Origin of the sequence: Psychrobacter sp. Marseille-P5312, from assembly GCF_900291405.1 — a bacterium.
GTDB classification, from domain to species: domain Bacteria; phylum Pseudomonadota; class Gammaproteobacteria; order Pseudomonadales; family Moraxellaceae; genus Psychrobacter; species Psychrobacter celer.
In genome coordinates, this window is sequence record NZ_OLML01000001.1 from 279,019 (window position 1) to 300,414 (window position 21,396).

Genomic DNA, 21,396 nt, shown 5'->3' on the forward strand with positions numbered 1-21,396 from the left:
CAAGCCCTATGCCATATTAACGATCAAACTTTGCAACAAGCACTACTTAAGACGCATACCTATCGATCAAGGCATTAATTTGACTCACACATGAACCGCAGTTAGTCCCTGCTCGGCATGCCTTTCCAACCGCGTGGGCACTCATACACTGCTGCTTGGTAATTGTTTCGATAATAATATTCTCTCCAACAGCCATACATGAACATACTAATGCACCTGGATCAACATACCCTGTCGCTGGACGACCTGCCAGCAACCACTTATAGCGTTGATTCTCTGGTATCGCATCAGTACTGGCAAAGCAATTGTTAAGCCAATGCATACTGGGTAGCTGCGCCACTTGCGGCGCAAAACAAATGCTGAGCAGTAGCTGATCGCTTGGTATGTCAGACTTTGACGTACTAATCGATGCCCGATCTATCACTTTATTATTTGCCTCTACCTGCGTCGAGACGAAGCGAAGCTGCTTTGCTTGCTTGCTGCAAGTAAAGGCACTATTGATCGATTTATCGGTGAGAGATGCTTGATAGGTATTGATAAAGTGCTGCCAGTACTCAGGGTCAAGCAGTTTACTGATGACTTTGTCTACAGGGCTAGCTAAAGTAATCAAGACGCTATTGGTTTGACGACTTAAACTCCATGTCAATGCGGGTAATGAGTTTGATCTTTCAGAAGCTGTATTTGTATCAGAAGAAGGTATCAGCACTCCTTGATCCTCAGGCTCTTTCTCAAAATCCAATAAAGTCTCACGCAGATGCACTATCATGGTGTCTTGTAGATCAGGATGCACCAAAATCTTGCCATAAGTTTTCATCGGTACAGGCATCACGCTGATTGCAGAATTTTTTAATTCAGGCTGTCCTGAATGTGGATCAACGACTGTTGGGATCAGCGTACCTACGCGAGCAAAACGAGCAAAGGCGTTGCTCCAATGCATCGGCATAAAGGCATCACCTGCACTCATACTGTCGCTGATAGCAACTTGCGCGAGCACCTGACTGTTTGTAGTGGTGCTCGCGACCGTACGCGGCGGCTGGCTATTTATTGATAAGTTTTTCTCATAGCAGGGACGTAGCTGTACATAATCGCCTTGGTCAACACCGAGCTGCTTGGCATCATTTGGATGCACGGTGAGCGTTGGTACAGACTCGTGTTGGTTGAGCTGCGGTGCAAGTCCTGTGCGCGTCATCGTATGCCATTGATCGCGAAGCCTACCTGTAATCAGCCGTAGGTCTAATGCCCCTGAGCTATCTTGATGAAACGTATGACTGCCGTTATTTTTTTTACTATCAGCGCTTTTCGAGCTCAATCGTTGCGTATGCCTATTGGGTATACTGGCGTGACTGGGAGGCGTAATGGCAATAAATTTCGTTTTGCTAGGTGTAATACGTGCGCCGCCCCACTGAAACGGTGTCATGACATCATATGCGTCGTGACTGAAAGAGAATACGTTTTTATTTTGCTGCTTAAGATGGTTTGGGCTTTCCTCTATCGATGCTATCGCCCCTACTACCATTGGCGAAAGATCTTTTGCTAAATTAAGATGGCGCGGTTGATTGTTTTCTGATACATCTTGGCTGGTATCATTTCTATAAGCTGTCAGAGCGATATGCTCATTAAATATATCCCTAGCATGCTGATAATCAAACCCTGCCAAACCCATGCGTTTAGCGACTTGCGACAGTATCCACCAGTCAGGCTTTGCTTGTCCGAGTGCAGGCATTAACGCCCGCTGGCGCGAGATGCGGCGCTCCGAATTGGTCACTGTGCCTGATTTCTCCCCCCAACCCTGTGCAGGCAAAACAATATCTGCACACTTAACCGTATCGCTGTCGACGGAGCAGTCAGATACAATCACCAAATCACAGGTAGCCAATGCGCGGCGAAACTTATCAGCCTCAGGCAAGCTGACGACAGGGTTGGTCGCCATAATCCAGATGGCTTTGATACGGCCATCTAGTATGGCATCAGCAGCATCGCAAGCTTTTACCCCAACTTCTGCGGCAAGCGGTTGCGGCGCTTGCCAAAAATCAGCCACCAAATGACGATGCTGCTCGTTGTCTAGGTCTAGATGCGCGGCAAGCAGGTTAGCTAATGCACCGACTTCGCGCCCGCCCATCGCATTTGGCTGACCGGTGAGTGAAAACGGACTTGCACCTACTCGGCCCACTCGCCCAGTATACAAGTGAGTATTGATAATGGCATTGACCTTGTCGGTACCACTTGCAGATTGGTTGACACCCATGCTAAATGCCGTGACGGTTTTATCATTTGCAGCAACCAGCGCATAAAACTCCTGTACCAGATCCGCACTGATACCACATGCCGTCGCCACTTTATCAATCGTCCATGTTTTTGCGGCCTCTAAGGCGGGCTTAACATCATGACACTGCTTAAGATAGTCTTTATCACCACAGCCTTCTTGCTCAAGATAATGCAGCAGTCCGTTATATAAGTGCGTATCCGTGCCAACAGCGATGGGTAAATGCAAATCAGCAAATTCACAAGAATCAGTACGACGCGGATCAATCACGATTAGTTTTTTATTAGGATCACGCTTTTTGGCGGCTAAAAACCGTCCGAATAAGATAGGATGACACCACGCCATATTGGAGCCCACCAGCACCAATAAATCACAAGACTCTAAATCTTCATAATTACTAGGCACTAAGTCTGCACCAAAAGCACGCTTATGCCCTGCAACCGCTGAGGACATACAAAGACGCGAATTGGAATCGATATTATTATTACCAATAAAGCCTTTAATGAACTTATTGGCAACGTAGTAATCCTCAGTAAGCAGCTGCCCTGACACATAAAACATTACGCTGTCACGCCCGTGTGTCACGATAGTGTTATTCAAACGACTGGCAATATCATCCAATACTGCCTCCCACTCGACAGGCTGCGTATCTGTCGGTTGTCCTTTTGCTATTGTTCGCTGTTTGTTTTGATAATAAGGCTGAGTCAACCTGCGTTCAGTGCCCAATGTTTGTGCCAATGCACTGCCTTTTGAGCAGAGTTTGCCGAAGTTTGCTGGATGCTCAGGATCGCCTGTCACGCTGACTACACCTGCCTCATCGATGTTTGCTAGTACGCCGCAGCCTACGCCGCAGTAAGGACAAGTGGTACGAATAGGACTGATCAAATCCTCAGTGTAAGTTGTAATGCGAGAGGACGGTACGACACTGAGGGCTTGATCGTCATTTAAGATGGTGCTGCTCATGAGGCCTCTCCTATTAGGTGTGCGTCACTTGGCACGGCAGATTCGGGCTCAGCTGCTTCTATTTTCTCTACATCGCAATAGGCTTCGCCAAAGATAAGGTCTTCTTTTATCGAGGATATGTCACTGCCATCAGTGATCAGCTGACTATAAAACCCGCTTTCACTCACATCACCGTATAGTACCGTGCCAATAAGTTTGCTTTCTTTAATGTAGAGACAAAGATAATGATCGAGGCTCGTTTGCTGATAAACCACGCGCTCTATCTGTGCCATTTCAATATCATCAAAAGCAATCTGACCTGCTGAAAAAGCGGCGATGCCAGATACTTTTAATTTTAAAGATAAAGGCTTGCTGATAAAGGGACGCCAGTGGTTTTTGTATTCGGTTATTCGTGAGTCACTACTAAGTCTCCTACTACTTGAGACGCTCGACTCTTTTAGGACAGAAACCAAAGTATCCACCTGTTGATTGACAGGAGCCACCATCCCGAATAGCTCCCCGTCCAGCTCGACACATTCACCGATCGCATAGACATGAGGACAGCTCGTATGCATAAAGTTATCTACAAGGATACCTCGGTTAACCTCAAGACCGCTTTGCTGGGCCAGTGTCGTATTGGGGATGACACCAACGGCCATGACAATAAAGTCTGCTGGCAGTGTGCGGCCATCCTTTAACAACAGACCATTAACCTCGTGTTGATCATTGACCGTAATACATTCTGTGTTGGCTAACACCTCCAGCTTGACACTTCGACTGAAGAGCTCTGCTTGTAGCAGATGAGCGGCGGGCATATCAAGCTGTTGGTTGAGAACATGACTATCGACATGAACCACTGTCATATCTGCCCCTTGAGACGCCAAAGCACAAGCGGCTTCCAGACCCAGCACCCCGCCACCAATGACAAGACCCTTTTTTGCTTGGCGCGCGTACTCCGTCAATACCTGCACATCAGCAATCTCTCGAAATACATGAACCCCCTTAGCATCATGATTGGCAAAAGGGATGACGCGAGCTTGTGAGCCAGTAGCAAACACCAGCTCGGTATAATCCAGGGTTTGTCCATCACTCAATTTGACACGCCGCTTATTGGTTTCGATTGCATCTACCGACGTGCCAGCCAATACCGTGATACCCAATTGCTCATATTCTGCTAGCTCGTATAAATATGTCTCTTCAAAAACCGACTCTCCTGATAGTACGGGTGACAGCATGATACGGTTGTAGCCCACTTGCGGTTCTTTGCTAATCAGCGTGATGGGTAAATGAGCTGCGCCTTTTTCTTGGCTGCTTTGCTGCTGAGCACGTGCCAGCTCAATGGCAAAACGACTGCCTGCCATCCCAGCGCCTATAATAACGATGCCCGCAGTAGTCTGACGTCTAGAAGAAGAAGCATTGGTAGAGAAAGCAGTATGGGTTGGTTCTGGTGAATCAAGTGACATAGGAAAATCATTCCTTAGCCGCAACACGCAGCGTTGAGTAAAATGGCTTGTCGTACTATTTACGTTTAACAAGGTTTTATGAAAAATAAATCAGCAACGATATGATAATGACAAATTGAATAAAGCAAATGCTGTGCCAAACCAATAAGGGATGACGTATGATCAGCGGTTCAGGGTCTCTGGTATCGTTACTATTATCGGGATTAAAGTCTTGTAAGAACTCGCCAATCGCTTGATACCTTGCCTGCGTACTAGAGTGTAGTGCACGCATCAACGCTTGCTGGCTGGTAGCGGGCACTCGGTTTTGACGCAGGCGCTCGGCAGGTACAACTAGTGAGACAGATGGGTTCATCAACTCTTGCGAGCTAAATGGTAGCTCACCTGTGAGTAACTCATAACCAATCACGGCAATGGAAAACAAATCAGAATGCACACCTTTTGGGGCATCGGTGTAATATTCTGGTGCAGCGTAGTGCAAATCGCCATTAGGAGGACGCGTACTATCTTTTAGTATGGAGGAGCTAGCAGAGCCAAAGTCGATTAACTTGACCGCACCTGATTGAGTTAATAATATATTTTCAGGCTTGATATCTTGATGCAGTAGGTAGTTTCGATGCATCACACGGACCGCCATGCCGATCTTAGTGAGTAAATCGTAAGTTTGCCAAATATCACAAGGGGCTTGACGATCCATAAAAACTCGTAGGCTCTCCCCTTCGATATATTCCGTTAAATGATATAAATAAGTGCTACTGGCAGGCACTGGGTAGTAGCGCAAAAGCCCCGATGCATTAGACGCATTGAAAGTAGCATTCAGTTTTTTAGAGACATCACTGGTTAAAAGCGGATCATGGGAGGATACGCTATTGGGGTTCACTTGATTGTAAGCGGGCTCACCAATACGTTTGTGCTTGGACAGGCTCAAACCGATTTTACGTTCCTTTAAAAACTCACGTAGATAATACCCATCAGCAATGACATTGAGACTTGGCGACTTCAAAACAAATGCATGCTGGTCGTTATCCTCTACTAAATACACCTCACTGCGAGCCGTACGCGCGATGATTTTTTTGACCACAAAATTATCAATCTGTGCCCCTACTGCCAAGCCCGTTGGTAAGCGATAGTGATTGATATCCTGAGCATGACTACGGTCGCTATCCAAACCTTGATCAAGCGCAATGGCGTTGTCTGTTTCTCTGTGCGTTTTACTCTTTATGATTTCATCGTTCATACCCAGCATGATTACACTGAGATTATCATGGCTACCCTCGCTAAAGGCGTGCTCACATAAACGCTGGCTCATCTGAAGATGGTCGATGATTTGATTGGGACATGCTACTGATTGGTGCATGGCCTGTACCGCAGTACACAGCTCAAACTGTAACTCTGCTGGCGTAATAGACTCATAAACCCCATCGGTCATGAGCGCCAAACACTCGTTTTGGTGCAAAGTGAACACAGATTGTTGCAGCTCCACTCGTGTGTCAGCACCGATAGCAGCAGACAGGGCTCCTTTATCCCGTCCATGGTGGATATGATGGTCTTTGGTCAATAGCACCATACTGTCGATACCGATACGATAGATACGAGAATCGCCCGTATGAAACAGATGAATACGGTCGCCTATGCACAGCAGCCCTGATAGCGTGGATAATAAGGCGGGCAGGCGCTCATAGGCTTGCGGGAAATAAAGCGCATCATTGGCTTGGTGCACCGCCTCCTTAATCACGATGGCAACTTGATCGTCATCAAAGCGGTGTAGTGGATTTGGCGATTGCTCTTGAGATTCGCTTGATATCTCATTTGCTTGCACCCTATCTGTCTGTACCATCTCTGCAAGTTGTGAGGTGATATGGTGTGCCACCGTGTTTATCACTGACTGACTGGCTTGTTTGGGAAACTGGCAAGCACTGACCCCATCAGCCATCAGCACCAATAAAGGCGCTGTAAAAGAGGGATGAGCCCCATGAAACGCTGACGATGATAACGATGGAAACCCATAAGGTAGGCAGGTCGTTATGAGTAGGCTATCTTGGTTCTCAGCTTTGCGTCCTGCCATCGTAAAAAAATCAGGCAGCCACAATGCAACGTCCGCATCATGGCTGCTTACTTGATTTGTTTGTTTAGGCGCTTGTTTGACGCTCTCATGCATAATTTAGCTCACTTGTATTTGAGCAAAGCTGCCATCTGGCATCTCTTCAATAATAACGCCTTCAGGCTCTTTTAATAAAAACAGCGCCAAGAAGCCAATCACTGCTGTTGCGGCAATCACAAAGAAAAACACCTGATACGATACCAGACTCAGTACAGTTAGATAGACCACTGACCCGACGTTACCGTAAGCACCCGTCATTCCTGCAAACTGACCTGTCATACTACGTTTAATCAAAGGAATCACAGCAAACACTGCTCCCTCACCCGCCTGTACAAAGAAAGAGCAGAACATGGTAATCAACAGCGCAAGTGCGATCGGCCATGAAGAGTCAACGACACCCATCAACAGATAACCAATAGCCAAACCTGCGGTAAGAATCAACAGCGTGATTTTGCGACCGAATTTATCACTCAACCAGCCGCCGCCTGGACGTGACATCAGATTCATAAAGGCGTAGCTTGATGCCAAGGCACCTGCCATGACAATCGATAAGTTAAAGGTTTCTTGATAGAAGAGTGGCAGCATAGAGATCACAGCCAACTCTGAGCCAAAAGTCGCAAAGTATAAAATATTCAAAATACCGACTTGCTTAAAGTCATATCGGTGAGCTTTTGGCACAGGCGTGGTAAATACTTCCTTATTAAAACGATAACTACTGATAAATTCATAAACGTATAACACCACCAACGCAATATAGACGATGTTGACACTTGCCTGATTCAGCAAACTCACACCAGCTGGTGATAATTTCCACGCCAATAAGGCCAATGCCAAATACATTGGCAGTTTAAATACCATCATGAGCCAGAAGTCACCTGATGAAGTCACCATCATGGCACCCGATTTTTTAGGTTTGAAATACGTAGCACCCTTAGGGGTATCACGTACCATCTTATAAAAAATCACGCTATAGAGCATCATAACCACCCCTGAGGTAGCCGTTGCATAACGCCAACCTTCCTCACCGCCAAAGATGGCAGCGGCCGCAATAGCGACTGTCGGTAGTAGCAGTGCCGCGGCGGCAGAGCCGAAATTTCCCCAGCCCCCATAGATACCTTCAGCTGTACCCAGCTCATTAGCAGGGAACCAGTCACTCATGAGACGAATGCCAACCACAAACCCTGCACCAATGAAACCCAATAAAAAGCGTGATAGCGCTAACGTGTTGTAATCTTGCGCAAAAGCGAAGGTGAGACAAGGAATAGCGCCAATGGCTAAAATTGCAGTGTAAACAAGCCGAGGACCAAAGCGATCGGTCAACATGCCAATGATGACCCGAGCTGGGATAGTCAAGGCAACATTTAATATCAATAAAGTTTTTACCTGGTCTTTGGTGAGGTTCAAACTCTCCCCAATCGCAGATAAGAATGGCGCATGGTTAAACCACACGAAAAAGGTGAAAAAAAACGCCATCCACCCAAGATGGAGAATTTTGTTTTTACCGCTAAAAGAAAAGATATTCAGCTTGTTTTTATTTGGCACATCAGGTTTCGATGAAGGCATAGACGATTTCCTCAAATGGCTAACATTAAAGTTATAAAAACACGTTATGAGTCAGAAACTTATCAGTTGCGACCATTAAGAGAGTGCAATGGATGTGCCAGCTGCAAATATAAAATTGACATAGATATAAAACATCATCTTTTTTAATAGGGCTACGCTTTGTACCAGATGACTCTAAAGGCATCCCAATTAAATAGTATTGCTTAGATAAAACTGAGTTATCTCTCGATTAAGTAAAGTAAGCGATGCACCTTTAAAGTAACAATCAAAACCAATTTGGTGCATTTTTGCAACTATTCGGTGCATTTGGTGCATTTGGTGCATTTTTGCACTATTTCGGTGCATAGGATGTAAATGACAACTATTAAAAAGATCATATTAAGCAACTACTTATAACAGAAAATAGTATCGCCAAAAGTACTGGCATGACCTTATAAACTGGTAAGGCTACATATTTTTTAACTATATAAGGATTCGATAATTGAATGTCATTAATTGTGTTTGGCACGATTATTGATGGCTTAATAGTTATAGGCATCTAAGTATTAACGACTATCTATCATTGAACCATCTAAAAATTAACTTGCGACTTTTGGATGGGACATTAGATGAAAGTATTTAAGCAAACACATTACTGAGGATAGGCATATGAGTAACACTATAGTAAGTACGATGAATAAAGCTAAATTAGTGGTGATTGGTAACGGTATGGTGGGACATCACTTTATCGAGCGAGCCATAGAGCAAGGCTTACACGATCAGTTTGAGATTCACGTATTTGCTGAAGAGGATCGCCCAGCTTATGACCGGGTGTATCTATCGAGCTATTTTGAACATAAAGATGTGAGTAAACTAAACTTAGTGGACTTGAGCAGGTATGAGGATGCGCAGATTCAGTTGCATCTCAATCAGCGAATCACAAACATCGATGCCGCCAATCAATGTATCAGCACGGAAGAAGGTACCCAGATAGACTATGCTAAATTGGTATTAGCAACAGGCTCCTATCCGTTTGTGCCGCCAATTCCAGGGCGCGAGCATCCGCACTGTCATGTCTATCGTACGATTAAAGATTTGGATGATATTCTCAGTACTGCTGAGAAGCCAAAAGTCAAAAAAGGCGTCGTGGTCGGGGGTGGCCTGCTTGGCCTTGAGGCAGCCAAAGCCCTAGTCACACTAGGATTAGAGACTTACGTAGTCGAGTTTGCGCCTCAGCTGATGGGCGTACAGCTCGATGCTGCTGGCGGTGATATTTTAAAGCGTAAAATTGAAGCCCTTGGGGTCAAGGTATTAACAGGTAAAAATACTAAGGCCATTATCGACAACACCCTATCGGATGAAGCATCGTGTCATTTAACCATGCAGTTCGCTGATGATACCTCATTAGATACCGACATGATCATCTTTAGTGCGGGTATTCGTCCGCAAGATGGCATTATCAAAAGCAACCCTGAATGCGGTATTGAAATCGGCACCCGTGGCGGTATTTTGATTGATGAAGCCTGCCGTACCAATGCTCCGAATGTCTATGCCATTGGAGAATGCGCCGTATGGGACAACACCGTTTTTGGCTTGGTCGCACCAGGCTATAGCATGGCCAGTATTTGCGCCGCTCAAATTGCAGGCGATCACGCTCAGACCTTTACAGGCGCTGACATGAGCACCAAGCTCAAATTGATGGGTGTAGATGTGGGCAGTATCGGCGATGCGCACGGTGCAACAGAAAACAGTTTGAGCTATTTATACCAAAACCCTGCTGAGGGTATCTATAAAAAACTGGTAACCACAGCGGATAATAAGCGGCTACTGGGCGCTGTATTGGTAGGTGACACTGAGGATTACAACAATCTCTTGCAGCTATTTCTAAACGATATTGACCTGCCTACCCATCCTGAAAGCCTGATCCTACCCAACGTAGAAAAACCCACCATGGGTATCGAGAACCTGCCCGATAGCGCCACGATTTGCTCTTGTTACAACGTCACCAAAGGTGCTATTTGTGCCGCCGTTGAAGACGGTGCCTATACCATGGCAGAGGTGAAATCATGTACCAGTGCCGGTACAGGCTGTGGTGGCTGTGCGCCTATGGTGAAAGACACATTAGATTATCAACTAACCGCGCTTGGTTTTGAAGTCAATAATGATCTGTGTGAGCACTTTGCTTACTCACGTCAGGAGTTGTATAGTTTGATTCGAGTACAAGGCATTAAGACATTTGATGCGCTATTAGATGAGCACGGTAGTGGTCATGGTTGCGAGATTTGCAAACCAACCGTTGCCTCTATTTTGGCGTCTTGCTGGAATGATTATGTACTCAAACCCGAACTCACACCACTGCAAGATAGCAACGATTACTATCTAGGCAATATTCAAAAAGATGGCACTTATTCGGTCGTGCCGCGCGTACCTGGCGGTGAAATCACTGCAGATAAACTCATCATACTCGGACAAGTCGCCAAAGAGTTCAATCTATATACCAAAATCACTGGCGGTCAGCGTGTCGACTTATTTGGCGCACGCTTAGACCAACTACCCGATATTTGGACACAACTGGTCGATGCTGGATTTGAGACGGGCCATGCTTATGGTAAATCTCTGCGTACAGTGAAATCTTGTGTGGGCAACAACTGGTGTCGCTACGGTGTCGATGACAGTGTGGGTTTAGCACTTAGACTAGAAGACCGCTACAAAGGAGTACGCTCACCACACAAAATAAAAATGGCCGTATCTGGATGTACCCGTGAGTGCGCTGAAGCGCAAAGCAAAGATTTTGGGATTATTGCTACTGAAAACGGCTGGAATCTCTTTGTCTGCGGTAATGGTGGCATGACCCCACGTCATGGCGAGCTATTCGCAACGGATCTTGATACGGATACAGTTGTCAAATATATCGACCGTATTATCATGTTTTATATCAAGACCGCAGATAAGCTTCAGCGTACATCCAAATGGCGCGAGAGCCTTGAAGGTGGACTTGAGTATCTACAGGCAGTCATTATTGAAGACAGTTTAGGTATCGCTGAGGAGCTAGAGTCACAGATGCAATTACTCATCGACAACTATGTTTGTGAATGGAAAGCCACCATTACTGATAGCGAAAAACTCAAACGTTTCCGTCATTTTGTTAATAGTGAGCAAGGCGATGACAATGTGGTATTCGTCACTGAGCGAGAGCAGATTCGCCCTGCAACCGATATTGAAAAAGCTAAAATCCTAGCGACTGAGCTGTCTTAATCACCGCTTAATAACTTTCGATCATACACCAATAAGGATAATCCAATGAACCAGTATGTAGTTTGTAGATTAGAAGACATTCTCCCTGAAACTGGTGTTTGCGCACTAATAGAGGGCAAACAAGTAGCAATTTTTCGTACTAAAGACAATAAACTATTCGCGCTTGATAACTATGATCCCTTTAGTCAGGCCAATGTATTATCTAGAGGGTTAGTGGGTGGTACTACTGTTACCAACGATGGTGGCATTGATGAAGCGGTGTTGTATGTGGCTTCACCTATTTATAAGCAGCGCTTTAACCTTGCTACCGGTCAGTGCTTGGATGATAACAGTGTAATGCTTGCTACTTATGATGTTGAGCTTGATATTAGTTTTGAAGGTAATGATGTGATTATAAAATATGAGCAGTTAGAAACGTCATCTACGACACTACTCGAAATAGAGGCTGTCTAAGCTGTTGGTTTACATTTACATCTGTTTTAGTCAATACTCAATAGTTGATAGACAGTGGTTGATATAATATTCAAGATTGCATAATAATCTGAGATAGGCTTTGAAATTAAAACCTTCTCAGATTATTACCTGCTTTAGTCTCATCCCGATACAAGATACTCTTAGCTTCTGCTTTAAAATCCTGTGGATTCATTTCTGTCTGAGTGGTAATGTCAGGTTTCTGGCTGGCCTGTTTCTCTGAGTCACGGAATAAGGTATTCTGCGCCTCTTATCTAAAATCATGCTCACTAAGTGCTGTTTTAACTTTTATAGCCTTCATATTATTGATTTGCTCATCACCATTTTGCCTTTCATTACCATTTTGCCTTTCATTACCATTTTGCCTTTCATTACCATTTTGCCTTTCATTTTTTGTCTCATCTCTTGGTGAAATGAAAGTAGGAATAGAATTAGGGTCGGTTGCTAAGTTTGTATTCATTTGCTTGGCAGATGCCCTATTCTGAGCAACTGACGTGCTGTTAACTCCTAATGGTACCTGAGAATTTTTTGAGAGTAAGTAATTGAAGGCAAATACGGCGAGCAAGAAGACAGCGCAAAAGATAGCCATGACACTGAGAAACTTGGCATAATTAAGCGACCTACTCTTTTTAGGTTTCTTTGTAGATTTAGCCGTGTCAGCGTAAAATGGAGAGGTTGATTTCTCTCTACCAGCTCAAAGAGTGATACGCAGTTTAAACCAGCTTATAGAGTACCGAGGTAAGCCTGATCAAATCAGGTGTGATAATGGCCCTGAATATATCAGCAATGATTTAAAAGACTGGGCAACTAAGCAAGATATCGTTATCGAATACATTGAGCCTGGCAATCCTCAGCAAAACGCTTATGTTGAACGATTTAATAAGACAGTACGTTATGATTGGCTGAATCAGGAACTGTTTGATAATTTAGATCAAGTAAGACAGCAAGCTGAAGTTTGGCTTGATCACTATAATAACGAGAGACCCAATATGGGTAATGGTGGCTTTACGCCAATTCAGAAACTTAATATGGCAGCTTAGTTCTACTTATTTGGTGTTTTAAATTTGGGGGTATTTCCGTTCGAATCTAGTTACGCCTACCAGATTCGAAAGCCCCAATCTTTTTGATTGGGGCTTTTTTTATGCCTGAGATATAAGGGCTGTGGCGAAAAATACTTGTCTACATCGACTCTTAATTATGATTACACAAACAGATTTAAATCATTTAAAAAAGTGACGGTGACCAAATGGTGACCAAAACGTGACCGACCCTCAAAAACCATTAAAATTAAAACCTCTTCTAAGTGCTTTAAGCGTATACGTAAGCTTGGCTATTCTTGGAATCACAAGCGAGTACACCGTGTTTATACCGCGTTAAACTTAAACCTACGCCGTAAGTCTAAAAGACGGCTACCAGCACGTAACCCCCAGCCGTTAAGTGTGCCAAACGCATTGGGTCATACATGGTCAATGGACTTTATGAGCGATAAGCTGCAAAACAATATTCGCTTTCGAACCTTTAATGTGATTGATGATTATAACCGTGAAGTATTAGGCATTGATATTGGTACCAGTATGCCCTCACTCCGAGTAATTCGCTACCTTGATCAGTTGGCTGAGTGGCATGGTTACCCTAAGCAAATTCGTGTGGATAACGGCAGTGAGTTTACATCCAGCATATTCACTGATTGGGCATCAGCTCATGGCATCTATATTGATTATATCGAGCCTGGCTGTCCTTATCAGAATGCTTATATTGAACGGTTTAATCGTAGTTACCGCAATGAGGTCTTGGATTGTTATTTATTCAATGATTTAAATGAGGTCAGTCAACTGACTGAGGAATGGATCACGGTTTATAACACCGAAAGACCCCATGATTTACTTAATGATATGACACCTGCTGAGTACAGACAGGTGGCTTAATTATTCTACGATGATGTTGTGTTAAGAATGGGGTATTTACAGTTACATATGACGTCACTGCACTATGCAATGCGGGGAGAAAATGCAGAAGCAGCAATAGCTTTGCTAGAAGCAGGAGCAGATCCAAATGTACCAAACAGAGACAATATTATTCCCTTAGCTATGATTGTAGGAATGCCTGAAAGACTTGATCTACTTAAGCTAATGCTTGATAAGGGAGCCAATACACACTATAAAAATGGTAATAATGAACTAAGTATAGTAAATAGTATGAAAAAGCACCTTGGGAGTCAGGAAAAATTCATACCTGTTATCCAACTCTTAGACAATACGCATCGATATAGATATTTTATTTCGCGGTATCCAAAGATATAAAATATCAACTCCATATCTTATCCAACACAGCAAACCAATTCTTTGACGTGATCTTTTCAATAAGCGCATCAGAGAAGTGACGTTGTTGCATCCGCTCAATCAGCTTAGAGATTTGACTGATATCAGACAATTCATCAGGTAATAAACACCCATCGAAATCAGAGCCAAAGCCAACGTGATCTTCGCCCAAATGGTCAATCAGATAAGCAAGATGATCCACAATGACATCAAGGGAGGTTTGCGTATTTCGCTGCCCATCCGCACGAATAAACGCCACATCGAAGTTCACCCCAACCATACCACCATTTTGTTTAATGGCAGCCAGTTGTCGATTAGTCAGGTTTCTTGCTTGCGCGCATAAGGCGTGTGCATTGGAATGCGTTGCGACAATCGGCTGATCGGCAATCTCTAACGTATCCCAAAACGCGCGCTCATTCATGTGTGACACATCAATTACCATGCCCTTTTTGGCACAAGTCATCACAAGGTCTTTGCCTGCCTTAGTGAGTCCAGAGCCTGTGTCTGGCGAGTGCGGAAAAGAGGCATTTAAGCCATCACCAAATAGGCTTTTTCTATTCCACAGTGGGCCAATGCTTCTGAGTCCTGCCTCATAAAACACATCCAGCAAGTCAGGCTCAATAGCCAAAAACTCAGCGCCTTCAAGATGCAAAACGATGGCCAGTTGCTGATTCTGCTGACAGGCTTGAATTTGTGCCATAGACGTACAGATCTGAATCTGACCGTTTGATCGCGCCTGCAATTGCTGGGCAAGTTCTAGTTGCGCGCAGCAAATATCAATGATTTCTTGCGGAGTGAAGTCTGAGTTTGATAAGTTGGATAACTTATCAGGATGGTTGTTTTTCACATAAGCGTAGGGCGGTAAGAAAATAGAAAACAAGCCGCCCATCCATCTTGCTCGTCGGCAACGCTTTAAATCTAAATGTCCCGGTAGTGTGCCATAAATAAAATCATGCACCGGATCGTCAGCAGAGCTTAGCCATAGACGGGTTAACAGATCATTATGACCATCAAAAATTATAGGCTGGTTATTCATCATTAATCCGTGACCATACGCGTGGGAATCAGTTGCTCTTGACTCATACTTAATCGTTTAGAATTTTTAGGGTTCCTAAAGCGCAGATCTTCAAACGGAGTTGGCGTCTCGCTATTAATACGTGCTTCTTCGATCAGGTAGTGATAAGGCGATTTGCCGCACACAGGATCGGCGTTTTTGGCATCGCCCGTCAGCATAAACGCTTGGCAACGGCAGCCGCCATAATCGCGCTCTTTATCAGGGCAGCTTTGGCACATGTCAGGCATCCAGTCATCACCGCGAAAGTGATTGAAACTGTCTGAGTCATACCAGATGTCTTTTAATGGCGTCTGCCTAACATTGGGAAAGGATATGGGCAGTTGTCTGGCAGCATGACAGGGAAGCGCGGTGCCATCAGGTGCCACGGTCAAGAAAATCTTACCCCAGCCATCCATACAAGGTTTTGGCCGTTCTTCGTAGTAATCAGGCACCACAAAAATGAGTTTGCATTTGATACCACGTGCTTCGATTTTTTGGCGATATTCGTTAGTAATGCGTTCGGCTCTGACCACTTGTTCTTTGGTCGGTAGTAGGCCTTCGATGTTTTCAAACGCCCAACCATAAAACTGACAAATAGCCAGCTCAACCGTATCCGCTTCCAGCTCTAAACACAGATCAATAATCTGGTCAATCTGATCGATATTTTGCCGATGGATCACAAAGTTAAGTACCATCGGATAGTCGTACTGCTTGACCAGACGTGACATCTCATATTTTTGTTCAAAGGCATGCTTTGAACCTGCCAAGAGATTATTTACTACAGGGTCACTGGCTTGAAAGCTGATTTGAATATGCTGCAGTCCTGCGTCTTTTAAACTGGCAATGCGCGCTTCAGTCAGTCCCATACCTGAGGTGATGAGATTGGTATAAAAGCCTTTTTGATGCGCATAAGCGACTAGTTCTTCTAGGTCTTGACGCACCAGTGGTTCACCACCAGAAAAGCCCAGCTGCACCGCGCCCATGTGCCGCGCCTGATCAAACACATCAAACCACTCCTGTGTCGTCAGCTCGTCTTTATACTGAGCATAGTCAATGGGGTTGGAGCAATACGGGCATTGTAAGGGGCAGCGATAGGTCAACTCAGCAAGTAACCATAGCGGCATTCCGACGGGCGCAGTCATACTAAGTCAATCCAATGTTCACGCTGGGCGACCAGCATATATTCAATGATGTCTTGCTCGATTTCAGGCACGTCGCCAAACATGGCTTGCACCTTTTGAATAATATCAGCAACCGATGCGGTGCCATCGATATGTTGTCCAATGATACTGGCACTGTCATTGAGTGTAATCATCCCCTCAGGGTAGAGCAGGACATACGCGTCTTGCGCTGGCTCAAACTGGAAGCGGTAGCCATGACGCCATGTGGGAACCAGCGATTGATCCAGCTCAGGTAAACTAGTAGGGATACTCATTTAAACAATCCTTTATGCCAGACATTATCTGTGGTGACGCTTTGATAAGGCGCTTGGTCATGCACATAGGCGAGGCTCAAGGCATCCAAGATCGTCCACAAAATATCGAGTTTAAATTGTAATATCTCAAGCATGCGTTCTTGCTGCTCTGCCGTTCTGAATGAGTCAAGCGTGATGGTCAGACCATGCTCAACATCGCGGCGCGCTTGGCTGAGGCGCGAGCGAAAATAGGTATAGCCTTCTTCTTTGATCCAAGGGTAATGCTTGGGCCAAGACTCTAAGCGCGACTGGTGAATCTGCGGGGCAAACAGTTCGGTCAATGAGCTACTTGCCGCCTCACGCCATGTGGCACGGCGGGCAAAATTGACATAAGCATCTACTGCAAAGCGCACCCCTGGCAAGACCAATTCTTCAGAAATGACCTGCTCACGCGTCAGGCCAACCGCTTCTGCCAGCCCAAGCCACGCTTCGCGCCCGCCGCCATCAGGATACACGCCGTCTTGGTCAATCATGCGCTGGATCCACTCTTGGCGCACGCGCTGATCGGGACAGTTCGCCATGATTGCCGCGTCTTTTAGCGGGATATTGATTTGGTAATAAAAGCGATTGGCGACCCACGCTTGGATTTGCTGCTGCGTGGCGCGCCCTTCGTGCATCATGATATGAAAAGGATGGTGGATATGATAATACTGACCTTTTGCCATAATCGCTTGTTCAAACGCTTCTGGACTTAAGGCGATATTGTCTTCTGTTATTGTTGTCATAGGATTGCCTTACCGTGTGTCTTACAGTTCTATCTGCATGCCATCGAACGCCACTTCAACGCCGTGCTGTTTTAATGTCGCTGCTTGTTCAGATTGCTCGTTCAATATCGGGTTGGTGTTGTTGATATGGATGAGCACTTTGCGAGCATTGTCGAGCTGATCTAAATAATGCAGCGAGCCATCGTCACCACTGATATGCAGATGCCCCATGTCTTGGCCTGTTTTGGTGCCGACGCCGCGCTCTTGCATCTCGTTGTCTGTCCATAGCGTACCGTCAATCATCACGCAATCAGACGCTTTCATGATTTGCATCACTTCGTCATCAATTTTGCCCAAGCCTGGCGCGTAGAACAGCTGCTTTTGTGTTTTTAAATCTTTCACAATCAGCGCGATATTATCGCCATCATGAGGGTCATTGCGATGCGGCGAATACGGCGGCGCTGAGCTTCTAATGACCAAAGGCGTTAGCTCTAAATTGCTATAACCGTCAATTTGAAAGGTTTGCTTTGGATCGATTTGATTATATTGTAGACCGCCATTCCAGTGCTTTAGCATGTTGAACAGCGGAAATCCTGTGCTGAGGTCGTCATGCACCATGTCCGTACACCAAACAGAGATGGGGCAGCCTTCACGTAGGGTCAACAATCCCGTGGTATGGTCAAGCTGACTGTCCATCAATACCACATCGGTGATGCCTGTGTCTCGCAATTGACGCGCTGGCTGAGCCGCTTTAAAGTCAAATAGCTGCTGGCGAATGTCTGGTGAAGCGTTAAACAAAATCCAGTCAACACCATTTTCTGATATGGCGATCGAGGACTGGGTACGGGTCTTTGCTTCAATGGTGCCTTGGCGTACGCCGTGGCAGTTTTCGCAGTTACAGTTCCACTGCGGAAAACCGCCGCCCGCTGCTGAGCCTAAAACGTGAATATACATAGCGCAATATTTCCAAATGTCAAAAAAAGTAAAAGCCCTAATCATCTAGGGCTTTTAAGGTATTCAGGTTTATAAGCTTTTAGCGTGCTTCAAAATACATAGTGATTTCGAAACCGATACGGATGTCTTGAAAAGCGGGTTTAGTCCACTGCATGGGATTGCTCCGAGTGTCTGTCACTCATTAATAAATGAGTAAGGTGAATAAAGGTAGTGATTAATGGTATTACAGACAGGCACTTAATGTCAATTTGTTAGATGTTAACATAAGCGCGCCAAGCGTATATTTTAACGCTGCTAGCGAAACACATCAATCGGTCCTATTGTTACATTTGGTTGTGTTATGCAAAAGCAGAGACACAATCTTAATCCTATAGAGGCTGCTCAATAATGATCAAGGAGCATTCGATAGCGTACTCATTATGTGCTGTCCAAGTTTATTATGCCAATACAGTATCAGCTTATGGGACGCGTTTATGATGGGTATCTCTTATAAGCTGTCCAAATTTATTATGTCCCTACAGAGCGACTTATACTCACCTTTTACGACGCCCGCCAATACACTTTCATAACCATATCTTGGCGAGATAAATCAAACTTAGTCTTTAATTGGCGCCTTAATACTTTGGCATCAGCTGCGCTAAGCGCGCCCCAAACCTTCTCTATAAGAATAGAGCCGTCTTCTAAACGTGTATCTATAGCTGAGACAATAGCATCAGGAAGATCAATAGAAGGTGTATTCAAAATATGTACTATATTGTCTTGTTTAAAATTATCAATCTGTGCCAATGTCTGACTTAATTCGATATCTTGTAGGTAAGCCGTATCTGCATCATCATTAGTGACGACAATGACGATTGGCGCTATCGTATTTTGCCAATTTTCTATTAAATTAGCGACTGTTGGTATAGACGTTTCGTCACAAATAAGCAGACACTGACCCTCATTTAAATGTGCAATTTTTTCTGGATAATCGCGTACACTTTTAAGTTGTGTTCCTGCTTGAACCGCTCTCGCCCAATTACCACCAGGTGTATCACCATGAATATAAGTATCCACCCAGCCTTGTACTTGCTGAGTTTCTGCGTCTTGCCATGCTTTTCGCAAGGTATAATAGCGCTGTAATTTCTCCGGAGCGTTATCAGGGGCGTTGGTAGATTCACTACTGATTGATATGCCACTATTCATTTCAAACAGATAAGCATATCCTGCATGATTCAGTGGCGAATCAGCAGGCGCAGTTACGACCAATCTATACATATTTGGACTGGCGTAATAACTATCAATCACAGTGAAATAACGCACTTGCTGTTTTATCGCAAGCTTGCCAAGTTTCTTTGAGGCCACCTGCAAGAGGTTGATATATTGCGACTTCAAAGTAACCGTTTCATCAATCACATTTTCAAATTCAATAAAGAATTGCTTAACCACATCAGGCAACGATTCAGCTTTATGACTTGGTAGACTTTCTGAGTTTTGAGCTGCTGCTTCGAGCAATAATCCATCGCTATAAACCTCTGCCACCACAACCGCTACATCATTACTGAGCTTAGTGTCAGCAAATGCCTCCACAAACATAGCCAGCTCATCTTGGTGTTCATCATTGACATGGTTCATGAACTTTATTTTAGCCGCCACGGGTAATGGCACTTTGTCTGTATAACGTTGATCAAAAACTTGGGACATAATGCACCCTTTATAAAAAATTAGTTTTATAAAAAAGACAAGGCGCTTGATCCACTCAATGCGCCTCATTTATTAGGCTTGTAACCTAACAAGCCATGACTATTTCTAAAATTTAGCAGTCGCTGGTACTGACATAAAAAGTAACGATAAAACAGAATAGCATAGCGGAGAGAGTCGGAAATGCGAGGATTGATTGGAGGTATTATTAATCAAATGAGAATTACTTAAAGCCATAGTAGATAACCCATTGGGTTTGTTGATGGTTTTAAAAACAGATCACGATTAAACGGAAACGACTCTGGCTTCATCTAGCGAAGTCAGAGCCTGTTCTTACCAGTTAGAACTCAACAACTAAAACCCTCTAGCATTATCACTAGTCACGGTATAAAAGATATTAAAAGCACTATTAGCACCAGTCTTGACCACTTTGCCATCTATCAAGGCACTGGCCTCAAAATCAATGCCGCCTCCTGCGCTTTCACCACTGGCAATATTGGGTAGCGTCAGTGAGCGCAAAACCACTTTTTTATCAGTCACTGCGGTGTCTGGTTTGGTCAGCTTCGTACCGCGAGGTTTAACGACCTCCCCTTTGATCACTGCTTTAGACAAATCATCATAAATAATGTCAAAGTCTAATAACTGCGCCTGCTTAAGCTGAGCTTGTCCATTAACGACAGGGATACCGATGAGCGACTTACTGCCGCGGTGAATCATGCGATTATCGATAACTTTACCATTATCTAGCTTTCTGCCTTCTGCAGCAATTGAGCTGGTACGATTCATCAGCATGACTTTATAACCTGGTACAGCCGCTTTACCCTTTCCATCAAAAATATCAGCGACCAATTCTGGTGCATTTTTCGCGTCATTAATGACTACTCGAGCAGCGCTTTCAGAAACAGGATAGTCTTTGCCGTCAATCGTCAAATAACGAGTATCAGCATAGCTGCTTTGCGTTTTCATCAGACCCGTGGTGACAGCATTAGAGGGCGTTGCGCTCGATAATGACATCGTATTTTGACAGCCTGCGACTCCCAAAGATAATAGGGCAATAGATAAAATACAAACTTTAGATAATGGGTTTTTGCTGAAACATGAGTGAGTTGAACGTGACATAATTTAATCTCATAAGAAGGATTTTTGTGAAATACAGAACCATTAGAAAGCAGTATTAT

17 protein-coding genes and 1 pseudogene are annotated in these 21,396 nt (G+C 44.6%); 5 read left to right on the top strand and 13 right to left on the bottom strand.

All coding sequences use genetic code 11. The annotated features are described in order from the left end of the window. Nucleotides 1-46 precede the first annotated feature (46 nt). From C6W44_RS01225 to C6W44_RS01240, 4 genes are all read right to left on the bottom strand, one after another. Nucleotides 47-3,226 (bottom strand): nitrate reductase, encoded by a 3,180-nt coding sequence (locus tag C6W44_RS01225; protein WP_105243897.1) that lies wholly within the window; start codon nucleotides 3,224-3,226, stop codon nucleotides 47-49. Continuing rightward, on the bottom strand, nucleotides 3,223-4,668 hold the full coding sequence (locus C6W44_RS01230) for an NAD(P)/FAD-dependent oxidoreductase (protein ID WP_105243898.1): 1,446 nt from the start codon (nucleotides 4,666-4,668) through the stop codon (nucleotides 3,223-3,225). The genes C6W44_RS01225 and C6W44_RS01230 overlap by 4 nt, the downstream gene beginning before the upstream one ends. Nucleotides 4,669-4,744: 76 nt before the next feature. After that, nucleotides 4,745-6,823: a bifunctional protein-serine/threonine kinase/phosphatase gene (locus C6W44_RS01235; protein WP_227526318.1), complete on the bottom strand. Its 2,079-nt coding sequence runs from the start codon at nucleotides 6,821-6,823 to the stop codon at nucleotides 4,745-4,747. Nucleotides 6,824-6,826: 3 nt separating this feature from the next. Next, a complete protein-coding gene (locus C6W44_RS01240) occupies nucleotides 6,827-8,329 on the bottom strand; it encodes a NarK family nitrate/nitrite MFS transporter (protein WP_105243899.1) in 1,503 nt (500 codons plus the stop codon). Between the two features lie 648 nt (nucleotides 8,330-8,977). On the opposite strand from C6W44_RS01240, the gene nirB reads away from it, so the two are divergent. Continuing rightward, the gene (gene nirB, locus C6W44_RS01245; RefSeq protein ID WP_105243900.1) at nucleotides 8,978-11,563 is read left to right on the top strand and encodes a nitrite reductase large subunit NirB; all 2,586 of its coding nucleotides are present in this window, start codon (nucleotides 8,978-8,980) and stop codon (nucleotides 11,561-11,563) included. Nucleotides 11,564-11,608: 45 nt separating this feature from the next. Further along, nucleotides 11,609-12,016, top strand: coding sequence for a nitrite reductase small subunit NirD (gene nirD, locus C6W44_RS01250; protein ID WP_077450019.1), 408 nt, complete (start codon nucleotides 11,609-11,611; stop codon nucleotides 12,014-12,016). A gap of 268 nt (nucleotides 12,017-12,284) precedes the next feature. Here nirD and C6W44_RS13355 read toward each other — a convergent pair whose 3' ends face one another. Continuing rightward, the gene (locus C6W44_RS13355; RefSeq protein ID WP_158676684.1) at nucleotides 12,285-12,494 is read right to left on the bottom strand and encodes a hypothetical protein; all 210 of its coding nucleotides are present in this window, start codon (nucleotides 12,492-12,494) and stop codon (nucleotides 12,285-12,287) included. Nucleotides 12,495-12,705: 211 nt separating this feature from the next. On the opposite strand from C6W44_RS13355, the pseudogene C6W44_RS01260 reads away from it, so the two are divergent. The 3 genes and pseudogenes from C6W44_RS01260 to C6W44_RS01270 form a co-directional block, all read left to right on the top strand. Continuing rightward, nucleotides 12,706-13,074 (top strand): annotated as a pseudogene (locus tag C6W44_RS01260) (integrase core domain-containing protein); the annotation flags it as partial. A 246-nt stretch (nucleotides 13,075-13,320) separates the two neighbouring features. Beyond that, nucleotides 13,321-13,959: an IS3 family transposase gene (locus tag C6W44_RS01265; RefSeq protein ID WP_227526457.1), complete on the top strand. Its 639-nt coding sequence runs from the start codon at nucleotides 13,321-13,323 to the stop codon at nucleotides 13,957-13,959. 27 nt (nucleotides 13,960-13,986) lie between these two features. Continuing rightward, nucleotides 13,987-14,334, top strand: a complete 348-nt coding sequence (locus C6W44_RS01270; RefSeq protein ID WP_413772328.1) for a hypothetical protein — start codon at nucleotides 13,987-13,989, stop codon at nucleotides 14,332-14,334. Between the two features lie 4 nt (nucleotides 14,335-14,338). On the opposite strand, the gene C6W44_RS01275 is transcribed toward C6W44_RS01270, so the two are convergent. The 8 genes from C6W44_RS01275 to C6W44_RS01310 form a co-directional block, all read right to left on the bottom strand. After that, nucleotides 14,339-15,388, bottom strand: coding sequence for a dipeptidase (locus tag C6W44_RS01275; RefSeq protein ID WP_413772310.1), 1,050 nt, complete (start codon nucleotides 15,386-15,388; stop codon nucleotides 14,339-14,341). A gap of 2 nt (nucleotides 15,389-15,390) precedes the next feature. Further along, a complete protein-coding gene (gene pqqE, locus C6W44_RS01280) occupies nucleotides 15,391-16,548 on the bottom strand; it encodes a pyrroloquinoline quinone biosynthesis protein PqqE (protein ID WP_105243903.1) in 1,158 nt (385 codons plus the stop codon). Beyond that, complete coding sequence (gene pqqD, locus C6W44_RS01285) at nucleotides 16,545-16,841, bottom strand: pyrroloquinoline quinone biosynthesis peptide chaperone PqqD (RefSeq protein ID WP_105243904.1); 297 nt, start codon at nucleotides 16,839-16,841, stop codon at nucleotides 16,545-16,547. Before pqqD ends, pqqE begins: the two co-directional genes overlap by 4 nt. Further along, nucleotides 16,838-17,605: a pyrroloquinoline-quinone synthase PqqC gene (gene pqqC / locus C6W44_RS01290; RefSeq protein WP_413772311.1), complete on the bottom strand. Its 768-nt coding sequence runs from the start codon at nucleotides 17,603-17,605 to the stop codon at nucleotides 16,838-16,840. The genes pqqD and pqqC overlap by 4 nt, the downstream gene beginning before the upstream one ends. A 21-nt stretch (nucleotides 17,606-17,626) precedes the next feature. Further along, entirely contained in the window at nucleotides 17,627-18,538 is a 912-nt protein-coding gene (pqqB, locus tag C6W44_RS01295; RefSeq protein WP_105243905.1) for a pyrroloquinoline quinone biosynthesis protein PqqB, read from the bottom strand. Nucleotides 18,539-18,617: 79 nt separating this feature from the next. Then, nucleotides 18,618-18,692, bottom strand: coding sequence for a pyrroloquinoline quinone precursor peptide PqqA (gene pqqA / locus C6W44_RS01300; protein WP_075107140.1), 75 nt, complete (start codon nucleotides 18,690-18,692; stop codon nucleotides 18,618-18,620). Nucleotides 18,693-19,078: 386 nt separating this feature from the next. Beyond that, a complete protein-coding gene (locus tag C6W44_RS01305) occupies nucleotides 19,079-20,221 on the bottom strand; it encodes a siderophore-interacting protein (protein ID WP_158676685.1) in 1,143 nt (380 codons plus the stop codon). A gap of 351 nt (nucleotides 20,222-20,572) precedes the next feature. Then, nucleotides 20,573-21,232, bottom strand: coding sequence for a hypothetical protein (locus C6W44_RS01310; protein ID WP_158676686.1), 660 nt, complete (start codon nucleotides 21,230-21,232; stop codon nucleotides 20,573-20,575). Between the last annotated feature and the right edge of the window lie 164 nt (nucleotides 21,233-21,396).

Bases quoted from the DNA above. Each gene is read 5' to 3' on its own strand.
- C6W44_RS01225 (WP_105243897.1), bottom strand. From the start codon at position 3,226: ATGAGCAGCACCATCTTAAATGACGATCAAGCCCTCAGTGTCGTACCG.
- C6W44_RS01230 (WP_105243898.1), bottom strand. From the start codon at position 4,668: ATGTCACTTGATTCACCAGAACCAACCCATACTGCTTTCTCTACCAAT.
- C6W44_RS01235 (WP_227526318.1), bottom strand. From the start codon at position 6,823: ATGCATGAGAGCGTCAAACAAGCGCCTAAACAAACAAATCAAGTAAGC.
- C6W44_RS01240 (WP_105243899.1), bottom strand. From the start codon at position 8,329: ATGCCTTCATCGAAACCTGATGTGCCAAATAAAAACAAGCTGAATATC.
- nirB (WP_105243900.1), top strand. From the start codon at position 8,978: ATGAGTAACACTATAGTAAGTACGATGAATAAAGCTAAATTAGTGGTG.
- nirD (WP_077450019.1), top strand. From the start codon at position 11,609: ATGAACCAGTATGTAGTTTGTAGATTAGAAGACATTCTCCCTGAAACT.
- C6W44_RS13355 (WP_158676684.1), bottom strand. From the start codon at position 12,494: ATGAATACAAACTTAGCAACCGACCCTAATTCTATTCCTACTTTCATT.
- C6W44_RS01270 (WP_413772328.1), top strand. From the start codon at position 13,987: ATGGGGTATTTACAGTTACATATGACGTCACTGCACTATGCAATGCGG.
- C6W44_RS01275 (WP_413772310.1), bottom strand. From the start codon at position 15,388: ATGAATAACCAGCCTATAATTTTTGATGGTCATAATGATCTGTTAACC.
- pqqE (WP_105243903.1), bottom strand. From the start codon at position 16,548: ATGACTGCGCCCGTCGGAATGCCGCTATGGTTACTTGCTGAGTTGACC.
- pqqD (WP_105243904.1), bottom strand. From the start codon at position 16,841: ATGAGTATCCCTACTAGTTTACCTGAGCTGGATCAATCGCTGGTTCCC.
- pqqC (WP_413772311.1), bottom strand. From the start codon at position 17,605: ATGACAACAATAACAGAAGACAATATCGCCTTAAGTCCAGAAGCGTTT.
- pqqB (WP_105243905.1), bottom strand. From the start codon at position 18,538: ATGTATATTCACGTTTTAGGCTCAGCAGCGGGCGGCGGTTTTCCGCAG.
- C6W44_RS01305 (WP_158676685.1), bottom strand. From the start codon at position 20,221: ATGTCCCAAGTTTTTGATCAACGTTATACAGACAAAGTGCCATTACCC.
- C6W44_RS01310 (WP_158676686.1), bottom strand. From the start codon at position 21,232: ATGTCATTATCGAGCGCAACGCCCTCTAATGCTGTCACCACGGGTCTG.